The sequence below is a fragment of the Flavobacterium panici genome, from assembly GCF_024499525.1.
GTDB lineage: Bacteria > Bacteroidota > Bacteroidia > Flavobacteriales > Flavobacteriaceae > Flavobacterium > Flavobacterium panici.
The window spans coordinates 909,953-929,301 of the sequence record NZ_CP100437.1; the positions used below are offsets into that span (position 1 = coordinate 909,953).

The 19,349-nt window shown below is 35.7% G+C and carries 12 protein-coding genes; 5 read left to right on the forward strand and 7 right to left on the reverse strand.

Annotated features, from left to right (window positions below):
* Positions 1-362: 362 nt before the first annotated feature.
* From NLJ00_RS04250 to NLJ00_RS04270, 5 genes are all read right to left on the reverse strand, one after another.
* The gene (locus tag NLJ00_RS04250; protein ID WP_256636350.1) at positions 363-2,762 is read right to left on the reverse strand and encodes a glycoside hydrolase family 31 protein; all 2,400 of its coding nucleotides are present in this window, start codon (positions 2,760-2,762) and stop codon (positions 363-365) included.
* A 196-nt stretch (positions 2,763-2,958) separates the two neighbouring features.
* Complete coding sequence (gene galB / locus NLJ00_RS04255; RefSeq protein ID WP_256636351.1) at positions 2,959-5,445, reverse strand: beta-galactosidase GalB; 2,487 nt, start codon at positions 5,443-5,445, stop codon at positions 2,959-2,961.
* Positions 5,446-5,539: 94 nt separating this feature from the next.
* Positions 5,540-6,394: a hypothetical protein gene (locus NLJ00_RS04260; protein ID WP_053473425.1), complete on the reverse strand. Its 855-nt coding sequence runs from the start codon at positions 6,392-6,394 to the stop codon at positions 5,540-5,542.
* A gap of 20 nt (positions 6,395-6,414) precedes the next feature.
* Positions 6,415-8,016, reverse strand: a complete 1,602-nt coding sequence (locus NLJ00_RS04265; protein ID WP_053473454.1) for a RagB/SusD family nutrient uptake outer membrane protein — start codon at positions 8,014-8,016, stop codon at positions 6,415-6,417.
* 12 nt (positions 8,017-8,028) lie between these two features.
* Positions 8,029-11,142, reverse strand: a complete 3,114-nt coding sequence (locus tag NLJ00_RS04270; protein WP_256636352.1) for a SusC/RagA family TonB-linked outer membrane protein — start codon at positions 11,140-11,142, stop codon at positions 8,029-8,031.
* A gap of 463 nt (positions 11,143-11,605) precedes the next feature.
* Here NLJ00_RS04270 and NLJ00_RS04275 point away from each other — a divergent pair, with 463 nt between their 5' ends.
* The 4 genes from NLJ00_RS04275 to NLJ00_RS04290 all read left to right on the forward strand — a co-directional run bounded on the left by NLJ00_RS04275 (position 11,606) and on the right by NLJ00_RS04290 (position 16,793).
* Positions 11,606-12,322 carry an NUDIX hydrolase gene (locus tag NLJ00_RS04275; protein ID WP_053473427.1) on the forward strand — a complete coding sequence of 239 codons (717 nt, stop codon included), beginning with the start codon at positions 11,606-11,608 and terminating at the stop codon, positions 12,320-12,322.
* Positions 12,323-12,342: 20 nt separating this feature from the next.
* A complete protein-coding gene (locus NLJ00_RS04280) occupies positions 12,343-13,077 on the forward strand; it encodes an NUDIX hydrolase (protein ID WP_053473428.1) in 735 nt (244 codons plus the stop codon).
* Between the two features lie 164 nt (positions 13,078-13,241).
* Positions 13,242-15,038, forward strand: a complete 1,797-nt coding sequence (lepA, locus tag NLJ00_RS04285; protein WP_053473429.1) for a translation elongation factor 4 — start codon at positions 13,242-13,244, stop codon at positions 15,036-15,038.
* 795 nt (positions 15,039-15,833) lie between these two features.
* Complete coding sequence (locus tag NLJ00_RS04290; protein WP_180856005.1) at positions 15,834-16,793, forward strand: helix-turn-helix transcriptional regulator; 960 nt, start codon at positions 15,834-15,836, stop codon at positions 16,791-16,793.
* 39 nt (positions 16,794-16,832) lie between these two features.
* On the opposite strand, the gene NLJ00_RS04295 is transcribed toward NLJ00_RS04290, so the two are convergent.
* Together NLJ00_RS04295 and NLJ00_RS04300 are read right to left on the reverse strand one after the other, a co-directional pair.
* Positions 16,833-17,330, reverse strand: coding sequence for a DinB family protein (locus tag NLJ00_RS04295; RefSeq protein ID WP_256636353.1), 498 nt, complete (start codon positions 17,328-17,330; stop codon positions 16,833-16,835).
* Between the two features lie 46 nt (positions 17,331-17,376).
* A complete protein-coding gene (locus NLJ00_RS04300) occupies positions 17,377-17,856 on the reverse strand; it encodes a DinB family protein (protein WP_053473431.1) in 480 nt (159 codons plus the stop codon).
* A gap of 413 nt (positions 17,857-18,269) precedes the next feature.
* On the opposite strand from NLJ00_RS04300, the gene thiL reads away from it, so the two are divergent.
* The gene (gene thiL, locus NLJ00_RS04305; protein WP_053473432.1) at positions 18,270-19,316 is read left to right on the forward strand and encodes a thiamine-phosphate kinase; all 1,047 of its coding nucleotides are present in this window, start codon (positions 18,270-18,272) and stop codon (positions 19,314-19,316) included.
* The last annotated feature ends 33 nt before the right edge of the window (positions 19,317-19,349 follow it).

The window sequence follows — 19,349 nt, forward strand, 5'->3', positions numbered from 1 at the left end:
TCTCGTAGAGATTTCATATCGGTAGAAAAAAAGAGAAATCCGTTTCCAGTGTCCCGTTAGGGACTATATGTTTTCTAAATTTGTTTAGTCCCTAACGGGACAAAATATAATGCGTAACATTTTTTTCTACCGATATAAAATCCCTAGGGGATAAACACGATCTACATAATTGCATTTATTTCTATGTGTGAAGAAACTAGTTTCTTTTTATTTTCTTTTATTCACAAACAAAAATCTATGTTCCTATGTGTTTAAATATTTTATTTTTTGCCACGAACCGAGCGATAGCGAATAGGCGAAGCAATTACACAAATTATCACAAATTCAATTCGTGGAAATTCGTGCAATTCGTGGCAAACTTTTTATTTTATCCACTCCGTTTTAAAAGTGGTTTTTCCGTTTAATGGGTTTGTTGTTACATCGAAATTGTTTCCGTTTTTGGTTAATTTTATTTCCTGAACTGCAGTGTCATTTGGTAAAAATACTTTGGCTGCCGCCGAAGTTGTTTTGTCGCTTGCATAAACTTTCAGCGTTAATTTACTCCAATCCATATCTTTTGTAGATTGCGCTAAAGCGATGTGAGGCAATGCAGTTCCGTCTTTTACCAAAACTACAATTGGCACTTCTCCGGCTTTAATTTTATGCCACCCAGATTGGTATACTTTTTTAGTTTGATAATCAATCCATGTTCCTTCCGGAAGGTAAACATCTCTTTCTGTTACTTCTTCAAAAAGCGGTGCAACCAAAATACTTGACCCAAATAAATATTCATTGTCTACTAACCAGGCTCCCGGATCATTTGGATATTCTACAAATAAGGCACGCATCATTGGTAAACCTTTTTGAGAACTTTCTTTTGCCTGAGCGTAGATATATGGCATTAATTCGTAACGCATATTATCAGCTTTTCTAAATCCTTCCAAGAAATCTTTACTGTATAACCAAGGTTCGCGCGGAGGCTCTCCATGGCTTCTTACATGTGAAGTAAACATTCCGAATGGTGCCCATCTTCTGTATAAATTCTCTGGAGATTTTGTTGCAAATCCTCCAACATCATGACTCCAAAAACTGAATCCACTTAATCCTAATGAAAGTCCGCCACGTAATTCTGCCGACATTGCTCCGTTAGAAGTTTCGGCATCTCCACCCCAATGTAACGGATAACGCTGAGATCCTGCCCAAGTGCTTCTTGCCCAGATTAAAGTATATCCTTTTTCTTTTTGAGTAATTTCGGCAACAGCTTTATTATATCGTAACGGATATAAATTGTGTTCGTAAAATCCTGTTCTTCCTGAATGGTAAATTCCGTCTGGCGGAGCGGCTTCTCCAAAATCAACTTTGAAAACTGAAACTCCTTCGTCAAATAATTTCTTCAATTTTCCCTGATACCAAGTTACTGTTTCCGGATTTGAGAAATCTAAAACGGCATCTTCATAAGGAAGATTTCCTTTTCTGTCTCTTACAGCTAAGTTTTTGTCCATAATTTCCGGAAACAAAGTATTCTTTGGTGTGAAATATGGTAACTGCCATAAACAAACATGAAAACCATCTTCTTTTAAATCAGACATCATTTTTGTTGCATCTGGGAAACGTGCTTTTGCAAACTCATAATTGTTTCTCCAGTCTACATCAAACCAACCTGTATCAAAGTGAATTACATCGGTTGGGATTTTATATTTGCGTAAATCTTTGGCTACTTCTCTTCCTTCTTTTTCAGAGAAATAAGTAATACGGCTCATCCAGAAACCGAAAGACCAAAGCGGTGGCATTGCTGCTTTTCCGGTTAAATTGGTATATTGATCTAAAACATCTTTTGGCTCTCCAATAAAGAAAAACAAATCAGCTTCGTCATCGCCAATGTACATTTCGTTGGCACTTCCAAAATATTTACCAAAGTCAACGGTTATTGGTGTTGAGTGATGCATGAAAACTCCGTAACCACGACTGCTCATGTAAAACGGAATGGGTTTGTACATCGTTTCATTCTGGATTCCGTTTGCATCATCTGTCCATAAAACAACTTTTTGACCGCGTTTGTCGAATTGCGTGAATGATTCTCCGCAGCCAAATATTTTTTCGTCTGGTTCTAAGCTAAAAGCCGCGCCCATACTTCTTGAATAATCGCTGTTTCTGCGAACGTAAGAGAATGGAAGTGTTGGTGTATACGTGTTTTTAAAATCGGTATCGTGAAGTGTACTTGTCAGCAGTTTTCCGTTTTCATCGTAAATTTTTACGTGCCATGGTTTGGTCAAAATTTCAACTCTTCCATGTTTATTTGTATAACTGTGACCGCCTTCAATTTTAGAATATTTCCATAATTCAGGATGATTTGGCGCAACGCCGTCAACGAGCATTAGAGATTCTTTTTGCGGATGAAATTGCGGTCCCGAAGTGGTTTTTATTCTGATCGTTCTATCAGAAACAAACTGAATTTCGAATGGCAAAACAGGAGATTCTTCATATTCTGTTGTTGGAAATTCGTTTGCTTTTTCTACATCAGGTTTCATCATCATGTTGTTGAAAGCCTGACGCGTTTTGTAATTGTATCTCAAATATTTTATGGTTCCTTTTCCCGTTGCCGGATCGAAAGAAGCTAGTTCATCGGCAAAATAAAAAGTGTTCAGATAGTTCTGAAAATCTTTGCTGATGTCTATTGGGGCGTTTAATACATCCGCATTTTGGATTTGTGCCGATGCTTTTGGCGTAAGCAGCAATCCAAACATACAGATTGAAAACAAAGTGGTTAGTTGTGTGTTTTTCATTGGTAATATTCTAGATGTTAGTTCTCCTGCAAGGTTTTCAAAACCTTGTAGGTTTGTATTTTTTCTTCTATTTAAAATCTCATTTTATTCATCCTGCAAGGTTTTTCAAACCTTGTAGGTTTTGTGTAGACTTATCTAAAACTTAATTATACCTACAAGGTTTTGGAAACCTTGCAGGAATGTTGACGTTGTATTATTATTCTGTTGTGATTACTATTGTTGCGGGTTTTAATCCTTTTGCTTTTGCGGTTAATTCCACTCTTCCTGTTTTATCTCCAGATTGTACAATAACCAGACATTTTCCAGCCAAAGCAGTATGTTTATTTCCTTTATACGATTCGTGACTTACGGGATCTCCGCTGCAAACGCCTACAATTTTTCCATTTCCTGTTAATGAGAAATTGATTTCGTTATTGGCATTTGGAACCAAAGTTTCTTTATCGTCTAAAATATCAACGGTTACAAATGACAAATCATTTTTGTCGGCTTTAATGGTACTTCTGTCTGCGGTTAGTTTTAATTGCGAAGGATTTCCGGCTGTTTTGATTTCTTTTTCTAAAACTGTTTTTCCGTTTTTACGAGAAATGGCTTTTAGTGTTCCGGCCTGAAAAGGAATTCTCCACATTACGTGTAAATCGTCTCCTTTTTTGCTTCTTTTTCCAACTGATTTTCCGTTTACGAAAAGTTCCACTTCATCAGCATTATTATAGTATGCCCAAACGTCGACAGTTTGTCCGGCTTTCCAGTTCCAATGTGGAAAAACGTGAAGCACGGTTTTGTTTGTCCATTCGCTTTGGTACATATAATAAACGTCTTTTGGGAAACCGGCTAAATCTACAATTCCGAAATACGAACTTACTGATGGCCATTCGTATGGAGTTGGTTCTCCGATATAATCGAAACCTGTCCAAATGTACATTCCCGAAAGGAAATCGTGTTTTTTAATGACTTTCCAGGTTGCTTCGTGCGTTGAACCCCAAGGTGCCTGAACCTGATCGTAAGCTGAAACAGTGTTTCCGGGATTTCCTTCTGTAAATTTAAGATCCCATCTTACGGGCCATTTCTTTATAGTATCTGAAACGGTATCATAATAACCTCGTGTTTCTAAACCTGAAGTTGTTTCGGTTGCTATGAAAGGTTTGTCTGGAAAATTCTTTTGATGATATTCATAGGTTTGATGCGCATAATTATATCCGATTAAATCTAAAATACCAGATTTTGCAATAGCATTAAACTGAACATTCTTTTTTTCGAATTGTAATGTTACAGCATCAATATTCATATTTACCGGCGGGTTCATTGCTGCTGTAAGTGGGCGGGTTTTATCGTTTATACGAACGATTTCTGCCAATTCTTTGGCAATTTCAACACCTGTTTCATTCCATTGTTCCGGAATTTCGTTTCCAATACTCCATATAAAAATACTTGGGTGATTTCGGTCACGGCGTAATTGATCTGCTAAATCTTGTCTATGCCATTTGTCCCAATCATTTGCATAATCGTATTTGGTTTTGTTTTGTTTCCACATGTCAAAAGCTTCATCCATGACAATGAAACCCATTTTATCACATAGATCTAAAAGTTCCGGAGCGGGCGGATTATGAGACGTTCTAATTCCGTTTACGCCCATTTCTTTCAGAATTTCTAACTGACGTTCGATAGCGCGCGTGTTGATTGCAGAACCCAGCGGACCTAAATCGTGATGCATACAGACTCCTTTTATTTTGACTTGTTTTCCGTTTAAAATAAAACCTTTGTTCAAGTCAAATTTAAAATCCCTGATTCCGAAATTCGTTTTGTATTGATCAACAATTTTATCATCAACCAAAATCTCCGTAATAGCTGTATACAATTCTGGTTTTTCAACTGACCATAAAACTGGCGATTCTACTTCTGCTTTTACATTTAGCAATGTGCCGCTTTTTGGAGTAAGCGTTATATATGTAGTGGAGCCTGAGGTAACTTTTTTATCTTCCTTATAAATGGTAGTTACTAATGTTAACTTTTTTGATTCTAAATGATCGTTCTGAATTCTAGTTTCAATATTTACAGAAGCTTTTTCGGCAGTAACTTTTGGAGTTGTAACATAAGTTCCCCAATGTTCAACGTGTAATTTATCTGTGGTTTCTAACCAGACATTTCTAAAAATTCCTGATCCTGAATACCAGCGTGAATTTGGTTGTTTTGAATTGTCAACCTTTACAATTATTTCGTTGGTTTTTTCTCCGTAATTTAAGTATGGTGAAAGTTCATATTGAAAGCCAATATATCCGTTTGGACGTTTTCCTAAATAATGTCCGTTTATCCAGACTTCACTGTTTTTATAAACGCCATCGAAGGTTATTGATATTATTTTATTTATATCTTCTTTTGCTATTTTAAAAGTTTTTTTATACCAACCTAAGCCTCCATTTAGTGATCCACCCCCATATCCAGCTGAGCTTTTCTCATCAAATTTGCCTTCGATGCTCCAATCATGCGGAAGATCTAAGGTTCTCCATTTGGTTGAAGTTCCAATGGTATCTTTATTTGTTAAACTATCATTTAAATGAAAACTCCAGTCTGCATTAAAAGAGATTTTTCGGTTTGAAAAAGTATTTTCTTTACTGCAGGAACTTAATAAAAACATCGCAGAAAAAATCAAAACTGAAAGTCTGCTCAGATATTTAAATGTGGTTTTCATAGATAGTCGTTTTTGTGGTTTGTATAACAAATATAAACATACCGATAGGTGTCTGTATCGATCCCCTACCGGTAGTTTTCTTTTTTATAATGTATTATGGTTTAGGCTTGTAATGAAAAACGATTAAACAAACGCCTTCTCCGGTTCTGCTTTGGTTACGAATAACAGCCAGACGCAATGAATTATCTTTAAGTTCAACCACTTTTACACTGTACCAAATAGCACAATCTGCATAATAATCTCCACCATACAGCATTTCTACGCCTCCATTAAAAATTAATTTATTATTGGCGATTTCAAAACTATAAGTTCCTTTTTTGGTTGTCTGCACATTACTGCTAATTGCTGTTTGTTTTACGGTAGTATTATAACCTCCGTTCAAATCAAAATACATTTCTCCCCAGTCTTTGCTTGGCATGATCCATGAGTTACTTGCATAATCCGGAAACCAGTTCCAGTTGTCTCCAGATGCGGCAGGATAGTCTAAACCTGCCCAGCCAACCGGATCAATAAAATCCAGAACCCAAGTTTTACCTGCTACGCCATTAGTCAGCATGGCCCATTTTGGATCGCTGAAATACGTTTCGTCATTTTCTTCCACATTTACTTCTACCGGGGCTGCATCTACAGAACCTCCTCTTGTATAAGCCGTAAAATAAACGGTATATTTTCCAGCAAAAGGAAATGTAATTTGATCCTCGCCTTTATTAGAATGCCCTAATTCATTACCATTTCCGTCTACATATCTCCAATATGGAATTACTTCCGGATCTTGATTTTTTAAGATTACTATATTCTTATTTGCAGCATTTTGTGTTACCGAAAACTTAAGTGTTGACGATGTTAAAGTCACTGCTGGCAAACTCTCGCGATCTTCTACCGGCTCGCATGAAAACAGTAGTGAGCTTAGTGTTATTGCAGCTATTAAAATATATAATATACGTTTCATAATAGTTTGTTTTTAGTTAATTACCAACCTGGATTTTGTGAAATAGTACCGTTAGAAAGAACTATTTGAGATTGCGGTAATGGAAACCAGCCTTGCGTTTCTGTTCTAAATGTTACATTAAATTGAGAATCAACGTTTGCATTATCAATTTCAGCTTTAGCTACAGCAACTCCTTGTCTGATTAAATCGAAATAACGTAATCCTTCCAGAGCTAATTCTAATTGGCGCTCTTTCATGATTGCAGCTTTATTAAAATTAGCCACTGTTAATCTGTGATTTGTATCTTTAAAAGCTCTGTCACGAACCCTGTTTATATCTGCCAATGCCAAAGCACTGTTAGTTTCTAAATTTAATTCGGCAGCCATTAACAATACATCCGAAAAACGAATAACAGCAAAATCCTGATAGTTGTCAATTTGGAAATTTCCTCCGTTTGCTTCTACAATACTTACTCCTGCATCATTGTTAATTGGGCAGTATTTTTTCCAGGAATATCCTGTGTATTGACGCTGCTCTCTTGCTACCGGATCAAAATTTAAAGGATTTCCTTTATAGCTTTCATTTTTATAATCAATGATTGTTGCATCTCTGCGGGTATCTCCCGGTTCGTAAGCATTATACAATTTAGGCGTAACAGTTGCGCCGCCCCATCCTGTTGCATAAGGACCAATTGCGCCGCCTCGAGGTGCGATATCAACCTGAAAACGATTTCCTTCATTCAAATTCCAGTCTCCTTTTCCTGAACCATTAAAGCGAACAGCCCAAACCATTTCTGTATTATCTTCTCCGGCAAATTTGTCGAAAGATGCTGCTAACCAAAGATTAGCAAAATCAGCAACTAATCCATGTCCGCTGTTATTGACTACATCATTAATATAAGTAACGGCTTGTGCTTTAGTTATAACTCCTGCCAAGTCCGTTTTTTTATAATAATCAGTGTAGAATAAAAATGTTCTTGCCAAATAAGCTTCTGCTGCCCATTTTGTAATGCGTCCATAATTGGCATTTCCTGCCTGAGAATAATTATCATTGTTTAAATTATCTGAAGCGAATTTTAAATCATTTGCGATCAAAGCGTATGTTACCTCAGCCGGTTGTCTCGGCAATAAAAATTCGCTTGCCTTAATAGTATGGTCTAATGGCACAATATCTCCAAACATTTTAGCTGCCATAAAGTGGAAATGTGCTCTTAAAAAACGAGCTTCTGCTTCGTATCTTGTTTTTAGAGCTGTATCAGATCCCCAGTTTACTCTATCCAGATTTTCTAATAAAATGTTGGCTCTGTAAATTCCTAAATAGGCATATTTCCATACATCAGCATTCATTTCTTTATTCGAAACAAATAAAAATCTGTCCCATTCTATATCTGTCTGCGCATCGGCAATACCGTATCCTCCAAAACAATCGTCCGAAGCCTGTTCACTAATCAATAAAGGCCCGCCGTAAGCTTCACGCTGTAATACATCATAAACAGCAATCAATCCTGAATAGGCATCAGCTGGTGTTCTATAAAAATTCTCTTCAACTTTGGTTGTAGAAGGCTCCGTATCTAGAAAATCATTTGAACAAGCTCCTAAAACGAACAAGCTTGAGACAGCTAATAATTTTATATATTTTTTCATCGTTTTCATAATTTAAAAGTTAACATTTAGACCCATCATGTACGTACGAGGCTGTGGGTAATATCCAACATCAATTCCTTTTGCCCACGGTTGTGTTAAGTTACCGTTGCTGTCTCTTGCAGTATTCCCAAATCCAATTTCAGGATCCATTCCTTTATATTTGGTAAAAGTGAATAAGTTATTAGCCGCAACATACAATCTGAATTTGCTGAAGAAGTTCAACTTGTTTGTCAATTTTGTTAAATCACAACCAAAAGTTGCATTCTTAATTCTGAAGAAATCAGCATTTTGAACATATAAATCAGAAAACTTAGTGTAATTTCCATTTGAATCTGTTCCATAAGTAACTCTTGGAACTCTGTTAGAACTTCCTTCTGTAGTCCATCTGTTTAAAACATCTGTAGTATAGTTTGTGTAACCGCGTGTTGGATCATGAATTCCAAAAACATTTTGATTTCCTGCAACTCCATAAGTATTAACCGTTAAGTCAAATGCTTTGTATGATAAGTCAAAATTTAAACCGTAAGTAAAATCAGGGTTTGGATCTCCAACTTTCGTTTTATCATTGGCATCGATTTTTCCATCTCCATTTAAATCTACAAAACGAACATCTCCAGGCGCTGCACCCGGTTGTGCGCTTGCTGCAACTTCTGCCGCATTCTGAAAAATTCCAGCTGTTTTTAATCCGTAGAAATAACCTATTGGCTGTCCAACCTCAACACGGTTCAACTCATCTGTTCCCTGAAATAATAAATTTGGATCTCCGTGAATAATACCTTCGCTGTTTGCAACTCTAAGTACTTTGTTTTCATTGTGCGAAAGATTGGCGTTTACAGCAAAATTCCAATTTTCATTAAACTTAGTATGATAGGCTAAAGCAATTTCAAATCCTTTATTTTGAATATCTCCTCCATTAATATAAGGAGCTGTAGCACCTGCGTAAACTGGAATCGATGCTAAAACCAGCCAGTCTTTTGTTTTTTTATCGTAGTAGTCAAATGTTAATGAGAAGTTTTTAAACAAAACAGCATCAAATCCAAGATCTAATTGCTCTGACGTTTCCCATTTTAAGTCAGGATTTGAAAGCTGATCCGGGCTTGCACCTGTTTGTAACGTTTCTGTTCCTGTTCCAAAATGATAGTTTTTATTGTAGGAACTAATAGTTGACATATAAGAAAAAGCAGGAATCTGATCGTTACCATTTTGTCCCCAGCTTGCTCTGATTTTCAATGAATTTAAAACTTTATTTTCCTGGAAGAAAGCTTCTTTATCAACATTCCAACCTGCAGAAACTGATGGGAAATATCCATATCTGTTTGAAGCTGCAAAGTTTGATGAACCGTCTCTTCTTAAAGTTGCTGTAAATAAATATCGGTTATTGAAATCATACAATAAACGTCCAAAATAAGACTGAATTCCGTAATCTCCACGATTTCCTTTTACTGTATTTGATGTCTGGTCTGTAGCATTACTCAAATAAGCATGAGCAAAATCATCAAAAGTTAAGTTTTTACCCGTTGCTTCCATGAAATCTGACGTATTTTTTTTGGCAGAAGTACCAACCAATACATCAAAATTGTGAACTCCGTTTAAAGTTCCTTTGTATTGAACCGTGTTTTCAAAAATCCATCCTAAAGATTTAGTTGCGTTTTGAGTAACGCTCGAAACCGTATTATTATCATTTGAAGAAAGAGAATAAACCGGTTTGAAAGAACGGTAATTGCTATCTGTCATATCAACACCAAAACTTGTTCTGTACGTAAAATTCTTAAAGAATTTTAATTCTGCAAAAATGTTTCCTACGTAACGGTTTGATTTTGTTTCGTTGAAATTATTATAATACAATGATCCAAGCGGATTGCTGATATCTGCTGAAATAGAAGAATGAGCAAAACCTCCATTGGCATCATAAGCGGCATCAATTGGCGCTGCATTCAAAAAGCTTCTGATGGCATTACTGTAAATTCCCTGATCTGCAACTCCTGAACTTTTAATATTGGCAAAAGAGAAGTTTTCTCCAATTTTCAAATAATTTTCAATTACTTCTGAAGTTGAATTTACATTGAATGTAATACGATCATATTGCGATTGATTTGTCGAACCGCCAATCATGCCTTCTTGCCCGTAATAAGACAATCCGGTTGCAATTGTAGATTTTTTATCACCTCCGCTAATAGTAAGTGAGTGGTTTTGTTTTATTGCACCTTCGTTAAACAAATCGTCCTGCCAGTCATGATTTGGAAACGCAGCGATTTGTGCCTGCGTATATAATGGTGTTAAACCAGAATTTACACGCGCTTCATTCATAATAGTTGTATATTCCTGTGTATTTAACAAATCTAGTTTTTTAGCTACTTGCTGAAAACCTGTATAAGAATTAAAAGACACATTCATTTTACCATCTTTTCCTTTTTTTGTTGTTACCAAAATAACCCCATTTGCCGCTCTGGCTCCGTAGATAGATCCTGCAGAAGCATCTTTTAGAACGTCAACCCTTTCTATAGAAGAAGGATCAAGATATCCAATTCCGTTATCTACAACAACCCCATCAACTACATAAAGAGGTGTATTATTTCCTGCTGTTCCAACTCCACGAATGTTTACTGCCATTCCCGCTCCCGGCTGCCCAGAAGTTGAAGTGACATTTACACCCGCAGCCTGACCTTGCAAAGCATTTGTAACATCTAGGGTTGCTACCTGCTGAATGTCTTTTCCTGAAACTAATGAAGTTGCGGCAGTATTGACCTTTTTCTTTTGTGTACCGTACCCGATAACTACAATTTCTTTCAGTTCTGCAGTTTCTTCCTGCATGGTAACATTGATAGTTTTTTGAGTTCCTACTGTTACTTTCTGAGTTTTAAATCCAATAAAAGTAAAAACAAGAACGTCTCCTGCTTTTGCCTCTATTTTATAATTTCCATCAAAATCGGTTGCGGCACCAATTTTAGTTCCCTCTACAGAGACAGATGCTCCGGGAACGCCCATTCCGTCAACAGCCGATGTTACAATTCCATTCACAGATCGGGATTGTGCCTGAGCAAAAGCCGACTGCATCATAAATAAGCTAAACAACAGCATCGTGCAAAACGAGAGCATTGTTGTTTTAATACAATATTTGCTTTTCATAGTAAATAAGAGTTGGTTTAAATTAAGTTAGTTACGTTTATTGTGATCAAAGTGTAAGTTCTTTTTCTCTATAATTTACCTTCTCCTTCTAATTCAAAAGTTAGTTTTTTAAAACTTATAGTCATTTTGAATTTATCTTATGGTAAATTTGACTACAAGTGTAAAACTTTTTTTCTATTTTAGCAAAATATTAAGGTTATTTTTTTTCTATTCTGATTTATGGGGATTCATTTTTGTCAATCCGATAAGATTAAAGATTAAAACGAAATAAAAAACATCAAAAAAATAACGCTATAGCGTTTTGACAATCAATCATTTAAAAGATTTTTATTTGTAATTTAATTTTTCATCGTAATTTCAATCAGCTGATTATCAATTTTTTGATCTGTTAAAAAAATATTAAGTAATCAAAAAAGACAGTTATGCATTTTATTTGTTTAATTTGTCAAAATTTATTTCGCATATGGATAAAAAAGTAGATGCCGACTCTGTTGCAAAAAGCGAACAAAATGCAATGAATGCAATCACAATTGACTGCGTTGTTTTTGGTTTTGATGAAGGAAGTCTGGAAGTACTTTTAGTCCAGCACGCAGAAGGTATCAGTAAAGGAAAATGGGGTTTACCCGGTGGATGGATTTATAAAAAAGAAAGTACGGATGATGCTGCACATCGTTTATTAAACGAACTTACTGGTTTGGATAATATTTATCTGGAGCAGTTAAAGGCTTTTGGAGATCCGGATCGTTTCCCGCTTCGCCGTGTTATTACTATTGGTTACTATGCGCTTGTAAAAAGAGAAGATTATAATATTAAAGCAGGTTTTACAGCTTCTGATGCTAAATGGTATAAAATCAACAGTATTCCTGATTTGATTTACGATCACAACGAAATTTTATCTTATAGTATACAAAATCTTCGTAACCGCGTTCGTCAGGCGCCTATTGGATTTAATCTTTTGCCGGAAAAATTTACTTTGCTGCAGTTGATGCATCTTTATGAAGAAATCCTGGGAATTGAAATGGATAAATCTAATTTCCGCCGAAAAATTCTGCATATGAAATTATTAGTTGCTTTAGACGAAAAACAACAGGATGTTTCACACAGGGCTGCAAAATTGTATAAGTTTGATCCTGATATTTACAAAAAACTGACTGAAAAAGGTTTCAATTTTGAATTTTAAAAAACAAGCATAAAGGCTAAATGGCAACAGTATCTTCTACAAAAACTTCTAAAACCGAAAGCAAATCTGCTTTAAATAATGCGACAGCAATTGACGGAATTTCAATTGACTGTGTCATTTTTGGTTTTAAAAAAGAAAGTCTTGAAGTGCTATTGGTTCAGCATGCCGGCGGAGAAAGTGAAGGAAGCTGGGGCGTATTAGGAGGCTGGCTGAAAAGGGAAGAAAGTGCCGATGATGCTGCACAGCGAATTTTATATGAACTTACGAGTCTGGATAATATTTATCTGGAGCAGTTAAAAGCTTTTACAAATCCGGGTCGTGTTCACGATCGCCGCATTGTAACTATTGGTTATTATACACTTGTAAATCAAGAAGATTATAATGTTAGGGCAAGTATAGCGGTTCGTGAAGCAAAATGGTGTAAGATTAATGAGGTTCCCAATTTAATTTTTGACCATAATGAGATTTTAAATTTCAGTTTACTGCAGCTTCGAAACCGCGTGCGTCAGGCGCCAATTGGTTTTAATCTTTTGCCCGAAAAATTTACTTTACTGCAATTAATGCATCTTTATGAAGAAATACTGGGAATTGAATTGGACAAATCTAATTTCCGCCGAAAAATTCTGCATATGAAGCTGCTTTTGGCACTCGATGAAAAGCAGCAGGATGTTTCGCACAGAGCTGCAAAACTCTATAAATTTGATGCCGAAATCTACAAGAAACTGACTGAAAAAGGATTCAATTTTGAGTTTTAATTAAAAAATTGAATTCTACGATTTAACTATCCATCGTACATCATTCCAGAATCCAAAACTTTGCGCTATCTTTGCCCCTTAATAAGATGCTATGAAACAATTGTTATAGCGCAATTTGCATCCAAAAAAACACTTAAAATCGATTAGAGAACTGATATATTAAAATGAAGAAGATACGTAACTTTTGCATTATTGCACACATTGACCACGGTAAAAGTACACTGGCAGACCGATTATTGGGCGCTACTCAAACTGTTACAGCTCGTGAGGAAAAAGCACAATTGCTTGACAACATGGACTTGGAGCGCGAGCGCGGTATTACCATTAAAAGTCACGCCATACAAATGGAATATACTTATAAAGGTGAAGAATATATCTTAAACTTAATCGATACTCCGGGGCATGTTGACTTTTCATACGAAGTTTCAAGATCGATTGCTGCCTGCGAAGGTGCGCTTTTGATTGTTGATGCGGCACAAAGTATTCAGGCGCAGACTATTTCTAACTTGTATTTGGCTTTAGAAAATGATTTGGAAATTATTCCGGTTTTAAATAAAGTTGATTTACCAAGTGCTAATCCAGAAGAAGTAAGCGACGATATTATCGATTTATTAGGATGTAAATTAGAAGATATTATTCATGCTTCCGGAAAAACCGGTTTTGGTGTTGAAAATATTTTAGCAGCAATTATCGAAAAAATTCCTGCTCCAAAAGGAAATCCTGATGAACCATTACAAGCTTTGATTTTTGACTCGGTTTACAATCCGTTTCGTGGAATCGAAGTAATCTTTAGAGTTGTAAACGGTGAAATTAAAAAAGGTCAGAAAATTAAATTCATGGCTACGGACAATGAATATTTTGCTGATGAAATTGGAACTTTAAAATTAAATCAAGTTCCTAAAAGCGTAGTTTCTGCCGGAGATGTTGGTTATTTGATTTCTGGAATTAAGGAAGCGCGCGAAGTAAAAGTTGGTGATACAATTACGGATGCAAAAGTTCCGACTACGAATATGATTACTGGTTTTGAGGACGTAAAACCAATGGTATTTGCCGGAATTTATCCTGTTGATACTGAAGATTACGAAGATTTACGTTCTTCGATGGAGAAATTACAATTGAATGATGCTTCGTTAGTATTTACTCCTGAGAGTTCTGCAGCGTTAGGGTTTGGTTTCCGTTGTGGATTCTTAGGAATGCTTCACATGGAAATTATCCAGGAACGTTTAGAGCGTGAGTTCGATATGACTGTAATTACTACAGTTCCTAACGTTTCGTATTTGGCTTACACTAAAAAAGAGCCTGAAAAAGCATTAATTGTAAACAATCCTTCTGATTTGCCGGAACCTTCAAAACTGGACAGAGTTGAAGAGCCATATATTAAAGCTACAATTATTACAAAATCTGATTTTGTTGGAAACGTAATGAGTTTATGTATCGAAAAACGTGGTTTAATTACAAACCAAACGTATTTAACGACTGAAAGAGTTGAATTGAATTTTGACATGCCTTTGGCCGAAATTGTATTCGATTTTTACGATCGTTTAAAAACAGTTTCTAAAGGTTATGCTTCTTTTGATTACTCTCCTATCGGAATGAGAACTTCGAAATTAGTAAAACTTGACGTTCTTTTAAATGCTCAAACGGTTGATGCGCTTTCTGCATTGATTCACGAAGATAACGCATATAACATCGGTAAAAAAATGACCGAGAAATTACGTGAATTAATCCCAAGACAGCAATTCGACATTCCGATTCAGGCTGCAATTGGTGCTAAAATTATCGCTCGTGAAACGATAAAAGCACTTCGTAAAGACGTTACCGCAAAATGTTACGGTGGAGATATTTCGCGTAAGCGTAAACTTCTTGAAAAACAGAAAAAAGGTAAAAAACGTATGCGTCAGGTAGGAAACGTTGAGATTCCGCAAGAGGCGTTTATGGCTGTTTTGAAATTGAACGATTAGATTTTTTTTTATTTTTAGAAGAAAGAATAAAGAGAATAGAATATAGATTTAACCCGATGACTGACGTTATCGGGTTTTTGTTTTTTTTGGAGTTGTGGATTTTGATTGTGTAGATGTAAAGCTAATTATTTCTTTGTTGATCTACTGGATCTAGACGCACTGCTGTGCGTCTCTACGGATATACTTTGTGAAAAATATATTTCTACTACGTCTAATTTTCCCGTACAGAATTGTAGAGACGCACAGCAGTGCGTCTACGCAAAGTATGTCGACAACAGCAAAAACCAAAAGAAATAAAACATGGATTTACTGGACGTAGACGCACTGCTGTGCGCCTCTACGGATATACTTTGTAAAAATATATTTCTACTATGTCTATTTCCCCACACAAAATTGGGTAGAGACGCACAGCAGTGCGTCTACGCAAATTATATCGACAACAGCAAAAACCAAACGGAATAAAATATGGATTTACTGGACGTAGACGCACTGCTGTGCGTCTCTACAGATGTACATTATGAAATATTTCTAACCTGCCTATTTACGACACAGAATTGTAGAGACGCACAGCAGTGCGTCTACGCAAAGTATGTCGACAACAGCAAAAACCAAAGGGAATAAAATATGGATTTACTGGGCGTAGACGCACTACTGTGCGTCTCTACAGATATAAATTATGGATAATTTAACCAATTAATCTGTCCTAATTTGAGACAGGTTTTTTATTTCTTTAAACTCTGAACCTTTGTATCTTTGAACTTTGTAACTTTTCAAAAAACCTAAACCTCCAAAAAAATGCTCGACGAAAGCCCAAAACGATTTGACCGAATTGTTGCCATCCTGATTCAATTACAATCTAAAAAAATTGTAAAAGCTCAGGAATTGGCAGATCGTTTTGATTGCAGTCTGCGAACAATTTATCGGGATATTCGAACTCTTGAAGCTTCTGGCGTTCCTATTTACAGCGAAGCCGGAGTTGGTTATGCTTTGATGGAAGGTTACCGACTTCCGCCTGTAATGTTTACGCGCGAAGAAGTAAGCAGTTTTATCGCTGCTGAAAAACTGATGCAGAAATTTACTGATCCATCTTTAGGAAATCATTATGCATCGGCGATGTACAAATTGAAATCGGTTTTGCGAAGTACTGATAAAGATTGGGTTTCAAACATAGAATCACGAGTTGTAATGAGCACGGCGGAGCCAATGTTCAATAATAATTCACCTAATACTTTATCGCTGCTTTTTGAAGGTATTGCAGAGAAAAAGCAGATTTTACTTTTGTACAAAACGTTTGATGCTGATGAAACTACACAAAGAAACATAGAACCTGTGGGCGTTTTTCACGATAATAACAATTGGTATTTTTTAGGATATTGCCATTTGCGACAAGATTATCGTCAGTTTAGAACAGATAGAATTCAGGGTATTAAAAAAACAGATTGTGATTTTACAATCGAACACGATGCTTTAGAAACTTATTTAAATAAAACAGAAACTTGCCCAACAACAAAAGTCCGCATTTTAATTGAGAAGAAAATTGCAAGATATTTGTCAACCGAGAAAAAATATCACGGTTTTATTTCTGAAAAAGAAATCGACGACAAAATAGAAATGACGTTTATGTGCCGCGATATTGACAGTGGTTTTCCGCGTTGGTTTTTAATGTTTGGAGATCATGCTGAAATTCTTGAACCGCAAATTTTAAAAAAACGAACTTTAGAATTACTGGAAATTAACAGACAAAGACTTTTATAAAAAAACTCCCGAGAGATTATCTTTCGGGAGTTTTTTATTTTATTTCTGTTTTACAACATTATAAAAATTATAATCTGTATTTGAGGCGTCGGTAATTCCGATGTTTCGTCCCATTGTTACAATCTGGCCTCGGTGATAAGTACCGTGATTAATAACCTGAATTAAATAATCGGCAATTGGCTGTTCACATTCAAACCATGGATTAACGATTTTAACTTCTTTAAGTAAATCTTCTTCTGACAATGAATTAATAAGATGTTTCAATTTTGTCGATGAATTTAATAAGCCTGCAAAGATTTCTTCTTTAGACAATTCGGTTTCCGGTTTCTTTGCTGACATATCGGTTTCAGCAATAATAGAAAACCAATATTCCTCAGTAGACCAAATATGATCGAGTGTTTTTACAATTGTTGAAAAACTTGAAGGTACTTCTGCATAGAGCAATTCATCAGATTTCGGCGAAAGCCAATTTATAAATTGCTGGTTTACCCATAAATTATAATCTGCATAATTGGTCATTATCTTTTTTAAACTCATAGCCATTAATTTTAGATTTATTCAATAAAGTTACAATTTTATCAGATTATCTTTCCCAAAAAAATGGCGGTTCGATATTTAAAGCTCTTAAATATACATAAGCCTGTCCACGGTGATGAACTTCATTATCAATAAAATATAAAATATTCTGAATAACAGGAAATTCATATTGGCCAAAAAGATTAAAAGTTTCGCTGAAATCTTCAATAGACAATTGTTCCCAATATTTATTGATTTCTGCTGTAGCTTCATCCCATTTTTCAAGATACTGCGCTTTAAAAATCAATTTTTCTGCTCCTTCTGAGAACGGTGCGGTTTCTTTAGTTACAATTCCTTTCAAACCTGGAACCGCAATTGCTAAAAGTTCATCAACTAATTTTGCAAAAGGACGCATTCCGCCAATTGAAAATTCGAAGAAATCTTTCTCTGGAAAAATTTCAATTAAACGACGTGTAAGGGCGCGGTGACCTTGCCAGTGTTTCAATAAATCTTCTGAAGTAATTACTTGTGCTTCTAATGTTTTCATGATTTTAAAGTTTTTAAATTTCTATACATCAAAAGTAAAATGGGCTGGTGACAACAGTTTGTCAGCAGGAAAAAAATAATTTAAAATATTTTTTTCCTGCTGTTGAAACGCACGATAGAGGCGCATTGTATAATTGTAGAGATGTATGGTAGAGACGCACAGCAGTGCGTCTCCCGCAACGTAACCCCAATTTATTTAAAAAAACAAAAGTGATAAATTAGATATATGGAGCAAATTGTGGTTACTGGATCTTAGACGCACTGCTGTGCGTCTCTACAATACATTTGTACCAAATAAACATGCTAGAAAAAAACTTAGCGTCTTAGAATTTCAGTCCCGATAGCTATCGGGATAGCATCTTTAAAAAAAACCTTTGTACCTTTGCCCCTTACAAACTTTGGAACTCAAAAAAAATGATCGAAGATAAAAATCCGCAGCGTACCAGTTTAGCACAATTAGGCGAGTTTGGCTTAATTGACCACTTAACCCGAAATTTTGATGTTACACAAGAATCTACTTTAAAAAGTATTGGCGATGATGCCGCAGTTCTTGATTTTGCAGCTAAAAAAGCCGTTATTTCTACAGATTTACTAATCGAAGGCGTACATTTTGATTTGGCTTATATGCCGTTGAAACATTTGGGTTATAAATCAGTTGTAGTAAACCTATCTGATATTTGCGCCATGAATGCGAAACCAACTCAAATTACGGTTTCTGTTGCTGTTTCTAACCGTTTTCCGTTAGAAGCATTAGAAGAATTGTTTGAAGGGATTACACACGCTGCAAAAGAATATAAAGTTGATGTTATTGGCGGTGATACAACCTCATCTCAAAAAGGATTAATTATCAGCATTACGGCAATTGGTGAAGCAGATGAAAATGAAATCGTTTACAGAAACGGTGCAAAACAAACTGATTTATTAGTTGTAACCGGAGATATTGGCGCTGCTTATATGGGATTACAGGTTTTGGAACGTGAAAAACAGGTTTTTCAGGTAAATCCAAACAGTCAGCCGGATTTAGATCCTTATACATATTTGGTCGAAAGACAGTTAAAACCAGAAGCAAGAACTGATGTTCGCACGCTTTTGCATGCTCTTGAAATTAAACCGACTTCAATGATTGATATTTCTGACGGATTATCTTCAGAGATTATTCATTTGTGCAAACAGTCAAAAGTGGGTTGTAATTTATATGAAGATAAACTGCCGTTAGATCCGCAGTTTATTTCGACTTGCGAAGAATTTAATATCGACAGCACAACGGTTGCTATTAATGGTGGAGAGGATTATGAACTTCTTTTTACAATTGACATTAAGGATTTTGATAAGATTAAAGGAAATCCAAACTTTTCAATAATTGGACATATGGCCGATGAAAGTGAAGGAGTTCATTTAGTAACTCGTGCCAATACTAAAATTGCTTTAAAAGCTCGCGGCTGGGATGCTTTGAGTGAATAAAACCTTTAACTTTTAAATAAAAAAATTCCAAAT